Annotated in this window: 16 protein-coding genes; 3 read left to right on the top strand and 13 right to left on the bottom strand. The window is 35.8% G+C overall.

From position 1 onward, the window contains the following. Positions 1–81: 81 nt before the first annotated feature. A complete protein-coding gene (locus CW736_RS07655) occupies positions 82–618 on the bottom strand; it encodes a hypothetical protein (protein WP_101013398.1) in 537 nt (178 codons plus the stop codon). An 869-nt stretch (positions 619–1487) separates the two neighbouring features. Between CW736_RS07655 and CW736_RS07660 the strand changes: the two genes are divergently transcribed. Next, the gene (locus CW736_RS07660; RefSeq protein WP_101013399.1) at positions 1488–2039 is read left to right on the top strand and encodes a DUF427 domain-containing protein; all 552 of its coding nucleotides are present in this window, start codon (positions 1488–1490) and stop codon (positions 2037–2039) included. Positions 2040–2965: 926 nt separating this feature from the next. On the opposite strand, the gene CW736_RS07670 is transcribed toward CW736_RS07660, so the two are convergent. The 12 genes from CW736_RS07670 to CW736_RS07730 all read right to left on the bottom strand — a co-directional run bounded on the left by CW736_RS07670 (position 2966) and on the right by CW736_RS07730 (position 16909). After that, positions 2966–4864: a DUF885 domain-containing protein gene (locus tag CW736_RS07670; RefSeq protein WP_101013401.1), complete on the bottom strand. Its 1899-nt coding sequence runs from the start codon at positions 4862–4864 to the stop codon at positions 2966–2968. Between the two features lie 239 nt (positions 4865–5103). Next, positions 5104–5790 carry a hypothetical protein gene (locus CW736_RS07675; protein ID WP_101013402.1) on the bottom strand — a complete coding sequence of 229 codons (687 nt, stop codon included), beginning with the start codon at positions 5788–5790 and terminating at the stop codon, positions 5104–5106. Between the two features lie 169 nt (positions 5791–5959). Further along, on the bottom strand, positions 5960–6748 hold the full coding sequence (locus tag CW736_RS07680; protein ID WP_157810903.1) for an alpha/beta hydrolase: 789 nt from the start codon (positions 6746–6748) through the stop codon (positions 5960–5962). Between the two features lie 146 nt (positions 6749–6894). Next, complete coding sequence (locus CW736_RS07685) at positions 6895–7929, bottom strand: DUF3500 domain-containing protein (RefSeq protein WP_157810904.1); 1035 nt, start codon at positions 7927–7929, stop codon at positions 6895–6897. Between the two features lie 124 nt (positions 7930–8053). Continuing rightward, entirely contained in the window at positions 8054–8923 is an 870-nt protein-coding gene (locus CW736_RS07690; RefSeq protein ID WP_101013405.1) for an alpha/beta hydrolase, read from the bottom strand. A 170-nt stretch (positions 8924–9093) separates the two neighbouring features. Further along, complete coding sequence (locus CW736_RS07695) at positions 9094–9951, bottom strand: alpha/beta hydrolase (protein WP_101013406.1); 858 nt, start codon at positions 9949–9951, stop codon at positions 9094–9096. Between the two features lie 124 nt (positions 9952–10075). Next, complete coding sequence (locus CW736_RS07700) at positions 10076–10936, bottom strand: alpha/beta hydrolase (protein WP_101013407.1); 861 nt, start codon at positions 10934–10936, stop codon at positions 10076–10078. A gap of 99 nt (positions 10937–11035) precedes the next feature. Continuing rightward, positions 11036–12892: a CocE/NonD family hydrolase gene (locus CW736_RS07705; protein WP_101013408.1), complete on the bottom strand. Its 1857-nt coding sequence runs from the start codon at positions 12890–12892 to the stop codon at positions 11036–11038. Positions 12893–13260: 368 nt separating this feature from the next. Then, positions 13261–13830 (bottom strand): DUF1330 domain-containing protein, encoded by a 570-nt coding sequence (locus tag CW736_RS07710; protein WP_101013409.1) that lies wholly within the window; start codon positions 13828–13830, stop codon positions 13261–13263. A 244-nt stretch (positions 13831–14074) separates the two neighbouring features. After that, positions 14075–14407, bottom strand: coding sequence for a hypothetical protein (locus CW736_RS07715; protein WP_101013410.1), 333 nt, complete (start codon positions 14405–14407; stop codon positions 14075–14077). Beyond that, the gene (locus tag CW736_RS07720) at positions 14388–15509 is read right to left on the bottom strand and encodes a serine hydrolase domain-containing protein (RefSeq protein ID WP_101013411.1); all 1122 of its coding nucleotides are present in this window, start codon (positions 15507–15509) and stop codon (positions 14388–14390) included. The genes CW736_RS07715 and CW736_RS07720 overlap by 20 nt, the downstream gene beginning before the upstream one ends. A gap of 665 nt (positions 15510–16174) precedes the next feature. Beyond that, positions 16175–16909 (bottom strand): hypothetical protein, encoded by a 735-nt coding sequence (locus tag CW736_RS07730; protein ID WP_101013413.1) that lies wholly within the window; start codon positions 16907–16909, stop codon positions 16175–16177. Between the two features lie 352 nt (positions 16910–17261). On the opposite strand from CW736_RS07730, the gene CW736_RS07735 reads away from it, so the two are divergent. Together CW736_RS07735 and CW736_RS07740 are read left to right on the top strand one after the other, a co-directional pair. Beyond that, positions 17262–17732, top strand: a complete 471-nt coding sequence (locus tag CW736_RS07735) for a T9SS type A sorting domain-containing protein (protein WP_101013414.1) — start codon at positions 17262–17264, stop codon at positions 17730–17732. Positions 17733–17744: 12 nt separating this feature from the next. Next, positions 17745–19448 (top strand): DUF1566 domain-containing protein, encoded by a 1704-nt coding sequence (locus CW736_RS07740; protein WP_101013415.1) that lies wholly within the window; start codon positions 17745–17747, stop codon positions 19446–19448. Positions 19449–19551: the final 103 nt, after the last annotated feature.

Below are 19551 nucleotides of genomic sequence, written 5' to 3' on the forward strand. Positions count from 1 at the left end.
CGGACTTCCAAATATGCCATAACTTCGATTAAACAACTAATTAGCTATGAGCTATATACGGTGTTGTGTGTAGTGCTTTCGTCACATTTTTGTTCCTATATAATATACTTTTTTGTTTTTCGGCACTACATAAATTAGTTCTGCTCCAGTCGGTGTAACTCCATTGCAATAGATACTCCATGGATAAACATAAACTTCTTCCTTTTTTAAATCTTCTAATTTAGGAAACCACGGTATTTCGTGTTCCCATCCACTTGTCATTTCAACTGCATCTTTCAAAACTTTGGGTAAACTATCTAAACGATAAAAACCTTTTTTATTTTTCAATTCTTCGCGAGTGACTTTCGATATGTCAATCGCATAAGCGTCTAAAAAGTCGCCAGTAAATGAGCGTCCGGATTCATAACTATTCGTTACTTTTTCAATTCTTTCGTCTCCAAGTCTGCACCAATTCAGTACAAATCTCACATCAGATTTTGTGGCTTTATTTTCAACCGTTTTATTTCCGATTGTGGTTGAATAGGCGAGGTACCCCAATATCAGAATTATTCCAATTAAAGATATTCCGCCCCAGATTGTTAGAGCTTTTTTTCCTAAATTATAAATTCTGTTCTTCAATTAATATAAGTTCAAATGTTTATTTTGCATTACACACAACTCGTTATATACACACTAATGTAATACATATCCTACTATCTGATTTGGATATGGTTAACTTTTCGATAATAGGAGCCTTTCCAATTTGTTGTTACAAGGAAGAAACATTCTTGATATTAGCTAAAGTTTTCTATACCTGTTTTGTTGATGGTAGAGTTGTGAACAGGTCATTGGATCAACAAATAAAATACTATTCATTTCATTTAGGTTACGGGTTTCCTCATTCCTTGATGTCTTTATCTAAATCAACATGAAAAACTTGTGTCTGTAATTTTCTACGTATTTCAATGTAAATGAGACTATTCCTTAGAAAGATTACATAAAAAACAATATTTCGTTAAGAATTAAAAGTTAGATAAAATTGTGTTTCAATGATATATTCAAAGGCTATCAAAACACCTTTTTACTATATCACGTTGAAAATAATTATGCGGGGAATTAATTTTAATAGCTTGTCAACACCAATCTACTTATTAAACATAAAAGCAATAATTTTGTAACAATTACATTAACGGGATCGTTTCAGCATTGTTATTCAGGAATACCGGCTTAAATAACTCTTAAGGTTTGTTATTTTTTGTATGGAACTATTCGTTTTATAAATTCATCGGATATCCTATCATTCATAACTATTGGTATAATAAACGGTAAGAAGCTAATCTAGGATACTACAGAAATTAAATGTATTCGTAAGAAACAAGATGCTTTAATTATATTTCCATTATTTTCCGATAGGTACTGAAACATATTCTTTAACTTGAAATTTCTAAAATATCCTTTTGAATTTTTAGATAACTTAACTACCACTTTAATACTAAAATCAAACGACTATGAACAAAAATCAAGACTGGTTACAAAAAGGTCGTGATGGCTGGAGCAATAGAGGTAGTAAAAGACCACCTTTTGCTATTGAACCAAAGGAAGGTCAGCGTTCTGTTTGGGACTTTCCGCGTCCACCTGTAATTGAAAAAGTGACTGAAACTTTACTTGTGAAATACAAAGGTGAAACCATTGCAGATACTCAGAATGCTTGCGCAGTTTTAGAGACAGCGAGCCCACCTACGTATTACGTCCCACGTGAGGATGTAGAGCTGCATATGCTATCACAAATATCTGGAAAAAGCTCTTTATGCGAGTGGAAGGGTGAAGCTAATTATTGGGCATTAAAGGAGAACAAGAATCGGCCTGTCGCTTGGTCCTATGCAAATCCGTTTCAAGAATTTTCTGAGTTAAAAGACTACTTTGCTTTCTATCCTCAACACTTAGAATGCTTTGTAAATGGAATTCAAGTAAAATCGCAACCTGGAGAGTTTTATGCTGGTTGGATCACACCTGACTTGACTGGACCTTTCAAAGGGGAAAGCGGTACAAGCCATTGGTAAGACTTATTAATATGAGGTTTAACACTAGGTTGCAATAGCGCTTTAAAATTGCATTTTTAAACTAACCTGATTTCTGTTGTATGTTGTATGTTGTAAACTTACTGACATAGTGCGTCAACATTAAGCTTATGTCTAAATATACAAACAACAAGACTGCAACATCCACTTGTTAGCGTTTGTTGCAGCCTTGTTGTAATTTTGTTTTTTAACAATGCTTTACTATTGGTCATAGTAACACATTTATACAACAGAACAACTCATAAATATCAATTCATGGACTTCGTCTCTAAATAAAAACTCTTCAATACATCTCTTACAATTTCCTTGACCTTGACCAATTCTTTAGCATCAAGATCTTTTTCATTTCCACAAGGCTTTCTACTCCTTGACTGAGATGAAATTCATATTGTAAAATTATAAGGTCATCTGTCTGATAGATTAACTCTTCAATTTTAATTATATCATTAAGAGGTATTTGAAATGATACAAATGATCTAAATAAAATTTCTTTTTGAAGAGTTGGATCTTCATACATTAATGTAGTGGTCGAATACAATAGCGAATTTGACTACTCATTGTAAACCAAATCTCCAGCTTTATCTTCTATAAGATCCTTGTCACTCCATTATGAATTAAAATATTCTAAAGCGTCAATGTTAATCTGAATTTTGTTTTGCGGAGAAGCTGGGTAAGAATAAAAAAGGAATAAAAATAAAGACTATATTATTATCGATTTTGTGTTCATTAAGTATGTTTTAAATGTTTGCTAACGTTAGGCTAAGAAACGTGCGGTTTTTGGAACACGTGAATGGCCTTTGCATCGTAAATTATATTGAAAGTAATCATCTTCATTTTTGCGGAAATCCCGCATATTTTCTTAGGTGTTGTTAGCCTTTGTTTTGTTCATTTCGCTATTGCTTTAGTCTTTAACTATTCCCACTCTCTAAAGTGACTTTGATATAGTCATTAATTAACTCCTCTAAAATATCTAAAGGAACAGCGCCATTTTGTAAAACTGCATTGTGAAACTCCTTCAAATCAAACCGACTTCCAAGCTCTTGTTTTGCTTTTTCTCTTAGTTCCAAGATTTTCATCATGCCTACCTTATAAGCGCAGGCTTGACCTGGTGTTACAACATACCGGTTAATCTCGGAAATGACTTCATTGGTTGGTATTCCTGTATTAGCAATCATGAAACCAATGGCTTCTTCCCGCGTCCATCTTTTATAATGCATTCCAACATCCACTACTAAGCGAACGGCCCTGAACATTTCAGCTTGCAGCCTTCCTAAATTACCAAATGGGTCGTTTTCATAGAAGCCCAGTTCCCAGGCTAATTGTTCGGTATATAGCGCCCAACCTTCCATATAAGCTATAAAAGGAATAACGGTTCTAAAAGTTGGTAAACCTTTTAATTCATTTTGAATAGCTGTTTGAAAATGGTGACCGGGAATGCCTTCATGGTAAGCTAAGGTTTTCATACCGAATTTAACAATATCCTTTGGGCTCCTTAAATTAGTAAAGAACACACCTCCTTTTGAGCCATCGAGGGTAGGTCCTTCATAGTAAGCTAATGGTGTACCTTCTTCTTTGAATGGAGGCACTCGCTTCACTTCTAAGCCTGCTTTTGGGGTCATGTCAAAAGCTTCTCCAAGACCTTCCTTTACTTCCTCTAATATGCTGTTATATTCTGCAATAATCATCTCGCGACCAGCATCATTATCAGGATATAAGAAACGTTCTTCTTTATTCAGTTTTTGAACAATCTCCCCAATTGTTTTAGTAGAGTCTGCATAGCCTTCGGCTTCTAGGATTGTATTCATTTCCTCTTTGATTCTAGCGACTTCAGAAAGTCCAAGATTATACAATTCTTCAGGGTTAAGGTCAGTGGAGGTATTTACTTTCAACATGAAGCGATAGTATTTATCGCCATCAGGAAGTTTCCAAGCACCGGCATCGTCAGTTGCGCTAAGATTTAGCTTTTCCATAAAATCAATTAAGCTCTGGTAGGCAGGAAACACTGTTTGTTCAATAGCCTCTTCTACCTGTCTTTTATAAGCTGCCTTTTGCTCTTGAGAAATATCAGCTATCGCATCCACTTTAGTTTCAAAATTGACATAAAGGATATTGGAAGTCACTGCTGAGGATATATCCACCTTACTATTGGCTAAACTGTCTTTTTGCTGCCCAATAAAAACCCTCATTTCATCAAGCACTATGGCATTAATGAATTTTGGTGCGATGATGCCTTTTGATTCTCTTATTTTAAGGGATTCTATGAGCTGAGAAAACTTGGTGTCAAATTTTGATAGCCTGGAGATGTATGCTTCTATATCACTTTTACTTTTAAGCTTGTGGTAGCTTTCTAGTAAACTTGGTAACTGACTCTGTAACCCATCCACTTGTTTTACAGGATAGTCATGATAAAGGAATTGCTCTCCCTGCAAACCAATATCTAGGTAGTATCCTACCTCCATGTAATATTTCAATATTTTAGTATTGAGTTGTTTTTCTGGCGATTGACTATCAAAATCGTAACTCAACAAGGTTTCGTAATTTTCTTTTGCCTGATTGAATTTTTCCCATTTCTTAGTATCAGAAATATCATCAAGTTCATCTTTAGTCCAATCATAAACAATAGGAATACCCAACTGTGTAGTTATTTCAGGACTGTCTAATATAAGTTCTACGAACACCTTTTCATAAAAATGATTGATGTTAAAAGGTTTGAACCATATAAGATTGGTTAGCCATAATCCTCCAAGGATTACTAATGTCAGCAAGGTTCTTCCTGTCCAAAATTTCCAAGTACGTTTTTTCTTCATGGTCAATGTTTATGAATGGTGGTTAATCATAAAGGCTAACGGTCTTATATATGAAAAGTAAGGCAGTTGTAAGCGATACTTTTCGGATTAAACACAAGCCGAATTTTTAAATTTTACTTTTTATCTTTTTTATTGGAAATCGTCAAATTTAAAAATTTGGCGACTTTCCAAAAATGCTCAAGCCTTAGTGCCTACAGTGACTTGCTCTATTTTTTATATACAAAGTTGCCAATAGTACTTTATACGATACCTGTATATCTCGTATAAGCACTGTTGTGCAATTCTATTCCAATTAATCTATTCGAGTCTAAATTCAATAAATATCGGCCTTTTATATCGTTATACATTCCGTCATAAGAACTATCTAAGCAACCAATAAAAACGAAATAGAAATCATCAAAAAAGTATGTAGAATCAGCAGTTCTATATATTCCGCCCATTCCAACGTAATCGTCGTTATTTTCCTCAAATACTCTGGTTATGTCATTGAAATGTTTATCGTAAATTATATCTAATTCCTTTTTGCTCTTTATTGACATTTTCTTGTCATAAATATCATTGAATAAATTATATCTTACACGACTAAATTCTCTTACGAAAATTTTATTCTTTTCTCTTACCTCATTCATTCTGAGTTCGGTTATACTTTTCCAATCAGAAAACCTATCAGTTTTTACTTTATCGCGATTTGATTTTTCGGCTGTTTTTAATCTTTTCAATCCGTAATATGCAAGTATTAAAGTTATAGTTGCTCCGAAAAGTTCTTTGAAGTTGGTTATTTCGGTGAAGTAATTATTAATGCCTTCTAAATCGAGTTGTAAATTCCGTTTTAATAATTCTAAATGGACAAAGACAAAAGCAATCAACGAGAATAAACTTAGTATGATTGAGAATATAATTATTACTATGTTAAAAAATTTCTGCATTGTTTTTCGGTTGTTTCTCGTACACCTAACGTGTTTGTGTATGATTTCGTTGCGTGGTTAAGCACCTAATTTAGCAAATTAACAACCGAATAGAAAACCCCCTAGGATTTTTGTAAGTAGGCAAGAAGCCAGCAATAAATTATATACGGGTTATGTGACGTGTTATTTATTATTCTTTCATTACAAAGTCACTTAGCAGTTTTACAATCATATCATCATTATCTAGAATTGCTGTGAGTAGTGTCGCGTGAGTTCTATTTGGTACCTCTTTTGTAAATACGTGAACATTACCTACATCTGTCATTGCTGTAGCAAATCGTTCGTTCTGTTCTTTTCTCCAGGCATCGTCACCGTCAGCATAGATAAGTAAGATATTGTCTCGATTAGGTAATATATGAGGTTTTACGGAGGCTTGTATCCAACTTTGTGGGTCATTACCCCAAATTGTCTGGTAAATTGAATCCTTTTCGATGCGGTCTTTAGCTGTCTCTTCAACGTAAAGAAATGGACTTATAAGTACCGCACCAGCCAACTTAGAATCTTCTATTTCATGAATCTGTAGAAGAGCAGAATCAATTGCAAGGAGTGCAGCGAGGTAAGCTCCAGCGGAATGGCCGCCAACGTAGACCTTTTGGGGATTGCCACCATAGCCATCTATGTTTTTAATTACCCATGCAGTTGCTGCTGCTGCATCATTTACATGTGTTGGATGTTGAAATTCTGGAGACAATCTGTAGTTGACACTTACTAAGCCGATTCCAGACTCAGCAATTTTATTACCTATATCCTCACCCCAACTTTTATCTCCCATTAAAAGAGCTCCTCCATGAAAATACACAATCACAGGTACATTTTTTTTGCCTTGTGGCATATAGATATCTAATAAATCCTTGCCATTATCATAAACGGAATCATTCATATAATCTACATCCTTTGTGACAATAACTTGTGCATCCACAAGGATTGAGCTTAGCAATAGTAATAATGTGCAACAGTAAAATTTCATATTCATGATTCTATTGATTCTTATTCATGTTACATAATGGTTCGTGTATGTTACGTATCCCGAAGGGTATGGCTTATACACTTTGTTAGGCATCATTATTATTCATGTTTGTGATGATCCGAATTCTTATAATGTTCTCTAATGATATTTCTACCAAAATCTCCATCAAAATCTCTCCACACGGTGTGAATGTGATTAGCTTCGTCCTGGACATTATCAAACTCAATTAAAAAAGACTTCCCCTGAATCCGATAATAGTGACCTTCACCCAGCAAAGTTGCTCCGGCCCATCCAAATCTTACCTCATTTATTTCTTGATCCATAATACTATTCATTCTCTTTTTGGCCTGTTCAGCTGGCACGGTTGATAGATACTCATCAAGAAGTTTTAAAAAAATAAGTTGTTGATTCCTGGTTAACTGACCATACATAATTCCTACGGGACTTAGAGGCTCAACTTTTGTGGATTTCCCTGTAACAATGTCAAAAAATGGTTTCTCCTGAAATAGTGCCACTTTCCTTTGTTCTTCGGATAATGAGTTTATCAATTCAAAACCTAGGTCTTCTTCCTTTTGAAGAGTGCGCTCACCTTCTCTGGGGCCAAAAAGAATTCTTGCTGGATTCGCTCCTAAAAATCGGGGAGCACTTTCAACTTTTCCGTTATTAATTGTAAAATTCAGAGAAACATGATGTCCTTCAAAAGAGAAAGCCCATAAGGGGGCCTTTTCAGGATTTCCATAAAATGCTACCGAATATTTTTCAGGATTTCTCCGTATTGAATCTCCACTGATTTCCAAAAGGATATTTTCTAAATCGATGATTTTGATCGTTTTATTATATCCCGTTTCTGAAAGAAAAGTCTTAAGAATTTCGTCCAATTTGGCCTTCTGATTGGAATCAAGTTCATTCAGTTGAATTCCTGCTCTAGGAAACATTGAACTAGGTAAATAATGCCAGAGAATTCTAGATTTGTCATTGAAGAGCATCTGCGTTTTGTTCCTTTGAGCCTGTGTTAGAGATTTCAAAAAATCAACTGTAGGTAGTAATTTATGTTCTATAAAGGCCCCTTGTTGTCCCACAGCATTCAGGCTAAAAGCTAAGAATACGATGCTTGCTAGTACTGTGTTTTTCATATTTCTGTAATTTATTAAATTGTTTTTTTTGACTGTAGCGTCGAAGAATTCTTTCACCGCCACACTGCAGTAATCTATCTCGTGGTCTCCTATTTTCATGAGGCCTTAAGGTCTTGTTATACGCTTATTTTTTACCATACAAAGTGTATACCGTCTTTCTTAGATTCGCTGGCTGGACAGATATATGTGATTCGCCATCAAATATTTGCCACTTTAAATTTATAGTATTATAATTACTATTCTCGAGATATTTGCTGAATTTCATCATCGTTGGTACCATTGTTTTTTCTTCCTGACCTCCAACAGAAATATAGACTTTAGTTTGTGGTAAATCCCAAGTTTTATTTTCAGTGAATTGCGCAACAGCTTGATTTAATAATTTCTCATTGTCCCACCAAAATGATGGACTACTGATACCAAACCGAGTAAAATAACCATCAGAATTCACCAAACAATAAGCCACAAACAAGCCTCCAAGTGAAGCTCCGCGAATACCTCTGTCAGCATTCGTTTTGTAATTCTTATCTACGAATGGAATTATTTCGGTTTTAAGAGATTCAAGAAATTTAGCTGCCCCTCCAGTTTTAAATTCACTTTTGGTTGCATTGCGTTTTTCATTTCTTTCTTCATCAAAAGTAGCTATAGAGGTCGTATAGTCTTCATTTCTATATTTAAAATTTGAAGCATTAACCCCGACAAGGATAAAGTCTTCTGTATCTCTTTCAAAAAAGGGTCTTATTCCCTTGATTACGGGAAAGGTATACATACCATCCAAAGAATACAAAACGGGATACGTAATGGTATCTTTTGTCGAATAATTTTTAGGAAAAGAAATGTACAACTGATAATCTCTTCCTATAATCTTGGAGTATATGGTGTGGTCTGGCTCCGTTTTTCTGTTTTTTGGGGTTAATTTTTGACTAAACAAAGAGTTACTAAAAATGAGGAATAGCATTGTAGTTATTGCAAGTTGTGTTGGTTTTAAAATATTCATGTAGTTTTATAATTTAATAACTTTTTGTGGTACCCTGAAATAAATTTAGACAAGGCATTTATTCTAATTCAATATTGTTAAGGAAAGTATTTTTAATTGCAAATAGTATTCACCTTTCGCAAACTCCCGAATGCTTTATTTACCATATGCGATGTTGCATGCAGTGTACTTTATTTTTTAACGCCATACAAAGATGTTAATGTTCGGCTTACTTGAGCGGCAATTACCGACATATGTGTTTCACCATCAAACACTTTCGAGCTTACCTCTAATCCTTTATAGTTACTGCTTCTAAGACTTTTGCAAAACGCAATCATATTTTTTTCCATATCTACTGCGGGGTCAAGCGCTCCAACGGAGGCAAAAACCTTTATATTTAATTCAGAATTTTGCTTAGGAAAAGATTTTTCCATTTTTAAGACTTCTTTGTCTTGCCACCATAAGGCAGGGCTGTTTATTCCATAGCGATTAAATAATTTAGGTTCTTTAACAAGGCAATATGCAGTAAATAGACCCCCTAATGAAGAGCCCACTAATCCACGATTATCATTTGATTTATAATGCGCATCAACAAAAGGAATAATTTCATTTTTAAGAACGGCTAAAAATTTTGAGGCTCCACCTGACTTCGTCTTTGTATTATATTTCAAATCAGTTTCTTTACTGTAAGAAGGGCTATAGTCCGTGTGACGGTTGTCAAACCAACTCCTTATTTCAGTCTCACTACTACCAATACCAACAATTATTACCTTTTCAATTTCGCGGTCCAAATCTAAAACAATTCTGGTACCATGAAAGGTGTAATACAGAAGCGCACCATCTAAATAATATAAAACAGGATATAAAAGCGAATCTTTTGCTGAATATCCTTTGGGAAGAGAGACATATAATTCGTAAGATCTTTTATTTATCTTAGATTCAATGGAGTGGTCTGGTACTAATTTATGGTCTACAAATGTCGCTTTTTGTCCCACAGCATTCAGGCTAAAAGCTAAGAATACGATGCTTGCTAGTATTATGTTTTTCATATTTCTGTAATTTATTAAATTGTTTTTTTTGACTGCTACCTCGAAGAATTCTTTCACCGCCACACTGCAGTAATCTATCTCGTGGTCTCCTATTTTTATGAGGCTTTAAGGTCTTGTTATACGCTTATTTTTTACCATACAACGTATATATCGTTTTATTGAGCGAAGCAGGAAAAACAGATATATGATTTTCTTCATCAAATATTTTCCACTTCAAGTCTATATTCTCATAATTACTATCCTCAAGATATTTGCTGAATTTCATCATTGTTGGTACCATACTACTGCTTTCCTGATCTCCAACTGAAATAAAGACTTTAGTTTGTGGTAAATCCCAAATTTTATTTTCAGTGAATTGAGTAACGGCTTGGTTTAATACTTTTTCATTATCCCACCAAAGCGAAGGACTATTGATGCCAAAACGGGTAAAATAACCATCAGAATTCACCAAACAATAAGTGGTAAACAATCCTCCAAGGGAGTGCCCTGTAATCCCTCTGTCAGCATTGGTTTTGTAATTTTTATCCAGGAATGGGGTGATCTCGGTTTTAATGGATTCAAGAAATTTAGCTGCTCCTCCAGATTTAAACATTCCTTTCCTCTTTTCATCTTCAGAAGTATTTACAGATGGCGTAAAGTCTTGATATCTATTAACTATCCAATTTGAAGTACCAATTCCGACAATGATGACATCTTCTATCAAGGGTCCAAGGTCAAAAAGTGTTCTCATTCCTCTAATTGTAGAAAAGTTAATTTGACCGTCCATAACATATAAAATTGGATAAGAAATGCTGTCTTTTGTCGAATAATCTTTAGGAAAAGAAAGGTACAATTGATAGTCTTTTCCAGTTATGGTAGAAGTAATTGTATGGTCTGGGGCTAATATTCTTTCTTTTGGGGCTAATTTTTGACCAAATAAGGAACTACAGCAAATGAGTAATAATATTGCTGTGAATTTAAAATGTAACGGTTTTAAAGAATTCATTTTTTTTATTTTTAATATGATTTATTATTCGTACTTGACGGTAGTTTTTTTTTATTTGTCTTTCTTAATAAATTAAAGACGAGATATCTGCAGTTGCAGTTACTCTTTTAAAATACGAATCGATATTTTAGAGGCATGTTCTGCGTCATGATAAATACGATGTGTCGCTTTGATAAAATCTTTCTCATCCGCTTCATAAATATTTACAAACGATTGTGGGTTTATATCAACCAAAGGGAACCAGGAATTTTGAACTTGAATCATTATTCGGTGTCCTTTTTTAAATTGGTGCGCAGTAGCCGGCATTTCAAACGATACTTCAGTGACTTGACCCGGTGTAAAAGGCTCTGGATTTTCAAAACTATTTCTAAACTTACCTCTCATTACATCTCCTCTCACTAACATTTGATAGCCAGCCATGGTAATGTCCGTGTCATTTTGTTCGTCATTTTCTAATTCGTTTGGAAAGACGTCAATCATTTTTACAACATAATCTGCATCTGTCCCTGTAGTACTCACAAATAAATTGACGTTTAAAGCACCCACTACAGTGATGTCTTCTTCTAAAATAGCTGTTTGGTAGACCATAACATCAGGTCTTCGACTTGCAAATCGTTGGTCGTCGGTCATATATTCTCTTGTTCTTTTCAGGTGGATGCCTTCGGCATAAGGTACAGGCTTATTGGGATCCACTGCATACTCATCATAACAAGCAGTGGCTGCTGGCTTGCTAAAAGAAAGTTTTTCATCACAGCCCAGAAATAACTCTTTCTTCTCAATATTTAAGGGGGGCCAAGCATTAAAGGCTTTCCATTTATTTGCTCCTGTAATAAATATGGAAGCCTCAGGAAGGTCCATCTCCCCTTTATTTTTTAAATGGTAATTAAAAAACTTTAATTCAACATCTCTAAAATATGCTCGAGTGTTGCTTTCAAAATTAATATTTCCGAGTTTTTTACCTTCATCTAAGACCCATTGCCCGTGAAACCAAGGCCCCATAATAAGGCTGTTTTCAACCGTTTTATTCTGTGTTTCTATGGCTTCATATGTTTTTAGTGGGCCGTATAGATCTTCGGCATCAAACCAACCACCAACCACCAGCACGGCAGGTGCAACATTTTTAAGATGCGGAAGCACATTTCGTGCTTTCCAAAACGAATCGTAGTTTGGGTGCTTTATCAAGTCAGACCAGAATTTATTCGTTTGTACCGTAGGTTTTTGTTGCATATTTTTAATCGGGCCAAGCTCTTTATAAAAAGCATAATTGTCTTTATTTTTATAATCAAATGGGACTTTTGAGCTAAGTCTTGTGGGGCCATTTCTAGGTATGCCCATAGCAGCAGACTTTGGAAATGAATCCATCAGGAAAAAAGCACCGTTGTGATGACGATCATCTCCTAAAAACCAATCGGTGACCGGCGCTTGTGGGGAAACTGCTTTTAGAGCCGGGTGCGCATTAGGTAGGGTCATCGTTGCATAAAACCCCATATAGGAAATCCCAAAGACACCAACATTACCGTTGTTGTTGTCGACATTATGTACCAACCAATCAATGGTGTCATACGCATCACTGTTCTCATCTGTTTCTTTCTTTTTTTTATTTGGATTGTATGGTCGCACTTCTACAAATTCGCCTTCACTCATATATTTACCTCTCACATCCTGACGAACTAGAATGTATTTTTCTTTTACTAGATGTGTGAAATAGTTCAAAAATTTCGAATTTTTGTCTTTGTTTGGTTCACTATTAAAAGGCGTTCTTATAATCAATATCGGATACGAAATTGATTTGTCTCTTGGTGCATAGACGGAAGTAAACAATTTTACACCATCTCGCATTTCAATTTGAATTTCCTCTTTGGTATAGTTCTGCTGTATGTCGTTTTGAGCGAAAAGTTGAAATGAACATGCAAGCAATAATGAAAAAAATAATATGGTTTTTTTAATGGTATTCATTGTGTTTTATTTCTTTTTGTTAAAGTAAATTGATGGATTGGACTTGGTTTAAACTACACTATTAGGTAACGCGACGGTTACCATTGCAACCTACTTTTTATAAATGTCTGAGATTTATCATATTTTTTTTAAGACAGTGCTATTCTTACTTTAGCTCCAACAGTTATTTTTGTATCTATTAAAAGTTCCTCTGCTGGACGCCTAATTCTTGCTACTTTGTAACCAGTAACTCCTAGAAGTGATAAGCTTTTTTTAATATATTGTTATTGTTAATAAAAGTTAAAAAAGTAATCATATCAAACTTATCTTCCTATTCTCTTTGTTCAAGAACTTCAACATAATACTTTAAAAGCATCGGTATCAATATTTTATTTTTCTACCTCTTGAATGTTAAAATTTGAAGCAGGTAACAATCTTGAGTCTTCTAAAGAGGCTTTTCTATGCCCAGTAATTTTTTGATAAGCTTCACTTTTAACAAAATCTACAAAGACATCTAGAGAAGCATATTCGACGAGTATTATGGCATCCCATTTTTCATCCTGTGGCCCAATTAAGAAATCTTGGCTTTCACCATAATATATTATGTTTCCAACTTTCGTGTTTTCAAAAATTTTTTCAACTTGTTTTAGATAGTATTGATAGGTTTCTTTACCTGTTTTGTCTTTTTGAATATTCGAAACTGCTATGCCCGTATAGTCAGCAATAGGTTTATACTTCAGTAAATTAAGCATTACAATTTTCTCCTGGCCTTTGAAAGTGTCATAGAATTGATTCCAAGATTCTTCCGTAGATCCAATATATTTTTGTTTTGTACTTATTTTTGCTATGTCTTCTTTTAGATTTTTAGGCGCAGCATCTGCCTCTTTATTTTCAGATATGCAGCTATTCAATAGAATGGCAAAAGTTAAAAGTGAACTAATTTTAATTAATTTAATCATGTTATATTTGTTTTAATGTTTAATCTAACTATCATTAAATTAGGTTTTATAAAATACTCCCTAACTATTTGTTTCGAATCATCTCGGTAAATAATTGTGATCGGTTGTTATTTAAAGTCGTATTTCAAAAGGTCATTTCCTAATTTCAATTTCTAATTATCTTTTCGTGTTCTTTTTTAATTGCTACCAACGGTCATGGCTAAACTGCGTTTAAATGCAGTTTAGACAATGTTAGTAAGCGTCTCTAGCGTTCTACTTTAGTAAGTATATAATTATCCTGTTCTTTCATTAGAACAATTTTTCCTGGTTCATCTCTCTCAAAGGAAAGAACTTCTCCTAAATTACCATCTTCACGAATTCGTTGAAATTTATCTCCCTCAATATGTTTGTATAACTGCATTGATTCAGCTGGAGAAACTGATGGTAGAGAAAACAAAGCTAGTTTACCTTCCCAGGTAGCAACATAGTACTCGTTCATGTCTATCTCATATGATCCGGTATACTGTACAAGATCATGTTCCATTTTTTCGACAGAATCCTTTTTAACGGGTTTAACTTTATTGATAATGGCATGCATCCCCTTTATATATTTTCCAGGACTTACCCCCCCCGCCATTAATCATTACAGTGTACGCCATTTTCTCTTTTAAATTTAGCGCAAGTGATGTCATGTAACCAGGACAGTGTCCACTATGACCAACCCATTTATTTCCACCTTCCCCTTTCCAAACATGAAACCCTAATCCCCAAGTGACTTTCCAGTCTGAGTTCGTCCAATGTACATTATGCATATTTTTTAATGTTGCTGGGTTTAATATCTCCGCAATAGTTGTATCCCTTAATCTAAATTGCCAAGAAGCAAACTTTCCTAAATCCTCTACGTTAGAAGAAAAACCTGCCGCGGCTTGGACTCCATTTGCTTGGAAAAACCCCACTTCTTTTCGCTTTCCTTCTCTTGATAGTGGGCTGTAACCAATTGCCAATTCAGTTCCGTGTAAAGATTCTGGCATAGTCGGTCGTGTATTGTCTAGCTCAAGCTTTGATAGAATATTAATTTTGATGTAATCCTCAAAATTCTCACCTGAGACTTCTTCTACAACATACCCTAATAATGTAAGTGCAAGGTTACTATATTGAAAATAAGTGGATGCAGGATACAAGGTTTGTTGTGATGCTAATTCGGCTTTAATTTCTTCTTTAGTTGGGAAATTATAGATCGGGCCATTCCAATGTGAAAAGGTGTTTTCACTAGGTAAACCAGATGAGTGGCTCAACAAAGTCCTAATCGTAATCGGACCACTTCCTTTGTATTGTTGTTCTAGATTGTACCAAGGCAATACATCTTGAATATTGTCATCTAATCGCAGTTTCCCTTCATCGTATAATTTCATAATTGCAACCGAAGTAAACAACTTTGAAATAGAACAGATACTACAAAGCGTTTTAGGGTCAGCTTTAATCCCTCCCTCTATGTTAGCCATGCCGAAGGCACCAGACCAAATCAATTCTTGGTCAGAAACAATACTTGCAGTTATTCCAGGAAGTTTTTCGTAATCTTTTTGGGCGTCTAACCATGCTTCAATAATTTTAATGGCATCGCTATAGTCTTTGGATTCTTCTTGAGCGAAAGTTGAAATCGAAAAGGAGAATAAGATGATAATCAATAAGTTCTTTTTCATAGTTTAATTTCAATGCTTACTAACGGTTGCGTATTTGGTAAGTAGCGTGCAAAATAGCGATTACCTTTCGGTTAAGCTAGAGCCAATTTTAAAAATTTGGCAACTTTCCAAAAAGGCCCAAACCATTTTGTTAGCGATTACTTGCGCTATTTTTTATATGCGTTGTAGTTTGTAGTTTTTTTATTTTAAATTCTTGAATGAAATTTGAGTAGAAAGTAACCAGAGATTATTGTCAAGGCTAGAAAAACCCCAACAGCCGTCTGTTTAGCAATATTTTGATGTTCATTCACTTTCATGCTTTTTAGCACATTGCTGTTGATCCAAATTCCTAGTGCCGAAAAGACTCCAACCTCCATAGTTAGAATTACGAATTGCGCGATCATGAAACTGGTCATATCGTCACGTAGTTGACCGTTTTCCCAGCGAAAGTCACTCGGAATAAAGTTTGGATTTATGTACATGTTCAAGTAGAGCAAGATCCAAAGAATGAATGCCAATCTAAGGAGATTGTAAGTTGAATATATACTCCATTCAAGTGTTTTCATTTTTTAATAGCTCAACGTGTTCGGTTTTGATTTGTGGCTTTGTTAATTGCTTACAAACGGTATACATATCCACGAGGATTTTTGTAAGTAGGCGAGAAGCAGCAATAAATTACACACGGCTTAATCTTGATTCTCATTAATAAGTAGATATAGAGCATAATCGCAAGCAGTATCCATATCAAAATCTAAAATTATTTTTTCAATTTTCGCTGCTATTTCCGGTCTTTGAAATACAATTGCAAGACCACCATCAACTTCCATCATTTCAGCATATTTTCTTCCATTGGCACTTGCAACTGACCAATTATAAGGGTAAGCAATTTTTCTTCCGTCACTACCCGTGCTAGTTGTCCAACCTGAATAAGGGTAAGCAATTTTTCTTCCGTCACTACCCGTGCTAGTTGTCCAGCCTGAATAAGGATAAGCAATTTTTCTTCCGTCACTTCCTGTACTGGTTGTCCAACCTGAATAAGGATAAGCAATTTTTCTTCCGTCACTTCCTGTACTGGTTGTCCAACCTGAATAAGGATAAGCAATTTTTCTTCCGTCACTTCCTGTACTGGTTGTCCAACCTGAGTAAGGATAAGCAATTTTTCTTCCATCACTTCCGGTACTAGTTGTCCAACCTGAATAAGGATAAGCAATTTTTCTTCCGTCACTTCCGGTACTAGTTGTCCAACCCGAATATGGATAAGAAATTTTTACGCCGTCAGAACCTGTACTACTTGTAAATGAATAATTGAAATTCAATAGGTAAACTACATTGTCTTTAACAACAATCAGTTTCTGAGCATTTAGATTACTCCCCAATGTCATTATCAGAAATAAAAGGAATCCAACTTTATTATTTATCATATTTTATCTTTTTAAATTGTGGCCCCAATGTCTTGTGTTTGATTAGTTGCGGTATAGCTTGTTGTAAGGCTGAAAGATAATTAAACGGCATCTAATTTGATTACGGTAAACCGTAGCTATTATTTATACACGGTGATGCATTAGTTATTTACGTTTTCCTTATTAAAATCCGCGAATTAAAGTTACGGTGTACAAGGGTGGCATTCAACCCTGAATTATTTTTTTTTAAAAAAACTATTTTTTTTTTAACACAAGAAAAAACTTTAATATTGTGCGTTTTAACTTAGGTTAATTAATTTTCTTCTCTCTTTTAATTGAGGTAAGAAAAGACAAAATTTTTTAAAAAGACCCAATGAAAAAAATAACACTCGTGGCCTGTCTATTACTTGCTACACAATTAATGTATTCACAACAAACCATTCCAACATCAGGAGGAGATGCCACAGGCAGCGGAGGTTCCTCTAGTTATACGGTTGGGCAATTGGTGTATACGACCAACACCGGTAGTGGCACAGTTATCCAAGGGGTGCAACAGCCGTTTGAATTTCAAATACTCAGTAACGAAGAATTGACTACTGTAAATCTAGCAGCCATTACGTATCCTAATCCAACGTCTGATTATGTGATGCTGAAAATTTCAGATCATGCGCTCGATAATTTAAGTTATCATCTTATAGATATTAATGGAAAAGCTATATCTAATGGCCACATTATTAATGGGGACACTCAAATTAACATGCATCAATTAGCTATAGGTATGTATATTTTAAAAGTAAGCCTAAACAACCAAAAACTAAAAACCTTTAAAATCATTAAAAAATAACATTAACCTATTATGAAAAAACTATACACAATTTTAGCAGCACTATTTCTTACTGCCAGTGCTTTTGCCCAAGCACCAGAGAAGATGAGTTACCAAGCAGTGGTAAGAGACAGTGGAGATGCTTTAGTAACAAGTCAACCAGTAGGCATGCAGATCAGTATATTACAAACTACAGCAACTGGAACAGCCGTTTATGTAGAAACTCAAACACCAACAACCAATGTAAACGGATTGGTGAGCCTAGAAATAGGCACAGGAAGTGTCGTTAGTGGCGATTTTACAAGCATAGATTGGTCTACAGACAGTTATTTTATAAAAACAGAAACCGACCCAGCTGGCGGAACTACATATACCATAACAGGTACCAGCCAATTAATGAGTGTTCCTTTTGCCTTGTATGCAAAAACATCAGGCAATGGTGCAGGTCCAATTGGCCCACAAGGGCCAGCAGGTAACGATGGTGCAACTGGACCAATAGGAGCAGACGGAGCTGCTGGAACTAATGGAACCGATGGAGCACAAGGTATTCAAGGAGCACAGGGAGATATTGGAGCTGCCGGTGCAGATGGAGCACAAGGTATTCAAGGAGCAGATGGAGCAACAGGTACAACTGGGCAGCAAGGACCAGCAGGTAACGATGGTGCAACTGGACAGCAAGGACTGGCAGGAAATGACGGTGCAACAGGGTTGACAGGTCCTGTAGGTCCAACCGGTCCCGCAGGTTCTCTAGGTCCTCAAGGTATTCAAGGAGCTGCTGGAATTAATGGAACACCAGGTATTCAAGGAGCACCAGGAACTGCAGGAGCACCAGGAGTAGACGGAGCTGCTGGAACTAATGGAACCGATGGAGCACAAGGTATTCAAGGAGCAGATGGAGCAACAGGTACAACTGGGCAGCAAGGACCAGCAGGTAACGATGGTACAACTGGACAGCAAGGACTGGCAGGAAACGACGGTGCAACAGGGTTGACAGGTCTTGTAGGTCCCGCAGGTTCTCTAGGTCCTCAAGGTATTCAAGGAGCTGCTGGAATTAATGGAACACCAGGTATTCAAGGAGCAACTGGTGCATCGGGAGCAGATGGAGCTGCAGGAGCACCAGGAACTGCAGGAGCACCAGGAGTAGACGGAGCTGCTGGAACTAATGGAATCGATGGAACACAAGGTATTCAAGGAGCAACGGGAGCAGATGGAGCAACAGGACCTTCAGGAACTAATGGAACACAAGGTATTCAAGGAGCAACAGGAGCAGATGGAGCACAAGGTATTCAAGGAGCAACAGGAGCAGATGGAGCACAAGGTATTCAAGGAGAAACAGGCGCAGCAGGAACTAACGCAACACAACCTACCTACACTGTAAACACCCTTTATCCAGAGTTAGGAGGTTACGTAATAGAAATTAATGCAGATGGCACACATGGTTTGGTTGCAGCCATGCAAGATCAAGGAACTTCAAATTGGTATCAGGCAAATGACTTATTGAGCAATGCCGCTAATCATGATGTTAACGGCGCTAAATTTAAAGATTGGCGCATACCTACCAAAAGAGAATTAAACCTTATTTATTTTCAGAGAGCAAGTATTGGAGCGGCCTCTTACTACTGGAGTTCTACGGAGATCGATAACTATAGCGCGTGGTACCAGTTTTTCCCCAATGGTAATCAGGGCTACAGCTTTAAGAGCAGCACAGAATATGTGCGTGCTGTTCGGGCTTTTTAATTATTTAGTTATTTATCAATTTAATTAGTACCGCGTAAGCGGTCGGTTTAAAAAATATAGAACCAATAGTACTCTAAAAAAGTAGTATTGGTTTTTTTGTTTG

This window comes from Nonlabens sp. MB-3u-79 (genome assembly GCF_002831625.1).
Lineage (GTDB): Bacteria > Bacteroidota > Bacteroidia > Flavobacteriales > Flavobacteriaceae > Nonlabens.

Bases quoted from the DNA above. Each gene is read 5' to 3' on its own strand.
- CW736_RS07660 (WP_101013399.1), top strand. From the start codon at position 1,488: ATGAACAAAAATCAAGACTGGTTACAAAAAGGTCGTGATGGCTGGAGC.
- CW736_RS07670 (WP_101013401.1), bottom strand. From the start codon at position 4,864: ATGAAGAAAAAACGTACTTGGAAATTTTGGACAGGAAGAACCTTGCTG.
- CW736_RS07675 (WP_101013402.1), bottom strand. From the start codon at position 5,790: ATGCAGAAATTTTTTAACATAGTAATAATTATATTCTCAATCATACTA.
- CW736_RS07685 (WP_157810904.1), bottom strand. From the start codon at position 7,929: ATGAAAAACACAGTACTAGCAAGCATCGTATTCTTAGCTTTTAGCCTG.
- CW736_RS07690 (WP_101013405.1), bottom strand. From the start codon at position 8,923: ATGAATATTTTAAAACCAACACAACTTGCAATAACTACAATGCTATTC.
- CW736_RS07695 (WP_101013406.1), bottom strand. From the start codon at position 9,951: ATGAAAAACATAATACTAGCAAGCATCGTATTCTTAGCTTTTAGCCTG.
- CW736_RS07700 (WP_101013407.1), bottom strand. From the start codon at position 10,936: ATGAATTCTTTAAAACCGTTACATTTTAAATTCACAGCAATATTATTA.
- CW736_RS07705 (WP_101013408.1), bottom strand. From the start codon at position 12,892: ATGAATACCATTAAAAAAACCATATTATTTTTTTCATTATTGCTTGCA.
- CW736_RS07710 (WP_101013409.1), bottom strand. From the start codon at position 13,830: ATGATTAAATTAATTAAAATTAGTTCACTTTTAACTTTTGCCATTCTA.
- CW736_RS07715 (WP_101013410.1), bottom strand. From the start codon at position 14,407: ATGCATGCCATTATCAATAAAGTTAAACCCGTTAAAAAGGATTCTGTC.
- CW736_RS07720 (WP_101013411.1), bottom strand. From the start codon at position 15,509: ATGAAAAAGAACTTATTGATTATCATCTTATTCTCCTTTTCGATTTCA.
- CW736_RS07730 (WP_101013413.1), bottom strand. From the start codon at position 16,909: ATGATAAATAATAAAGTTGGATTCCTTTTATTTCTGATAATGACATTG.
- CW736_RS07735 (WP_101013414.1), top strand. From the start codon at position 17,262: ATGAAAAAAATAACACTCGTGGCCTGTCTATTACTTGCTACACAATTA.
- CW736_RS07740 (WP_101013415.1), top strand. From the start codon at position 17,745: ATGAAAAAACTATACACAATTTTAGCAGCACTATTTCTTACTGCCAGT.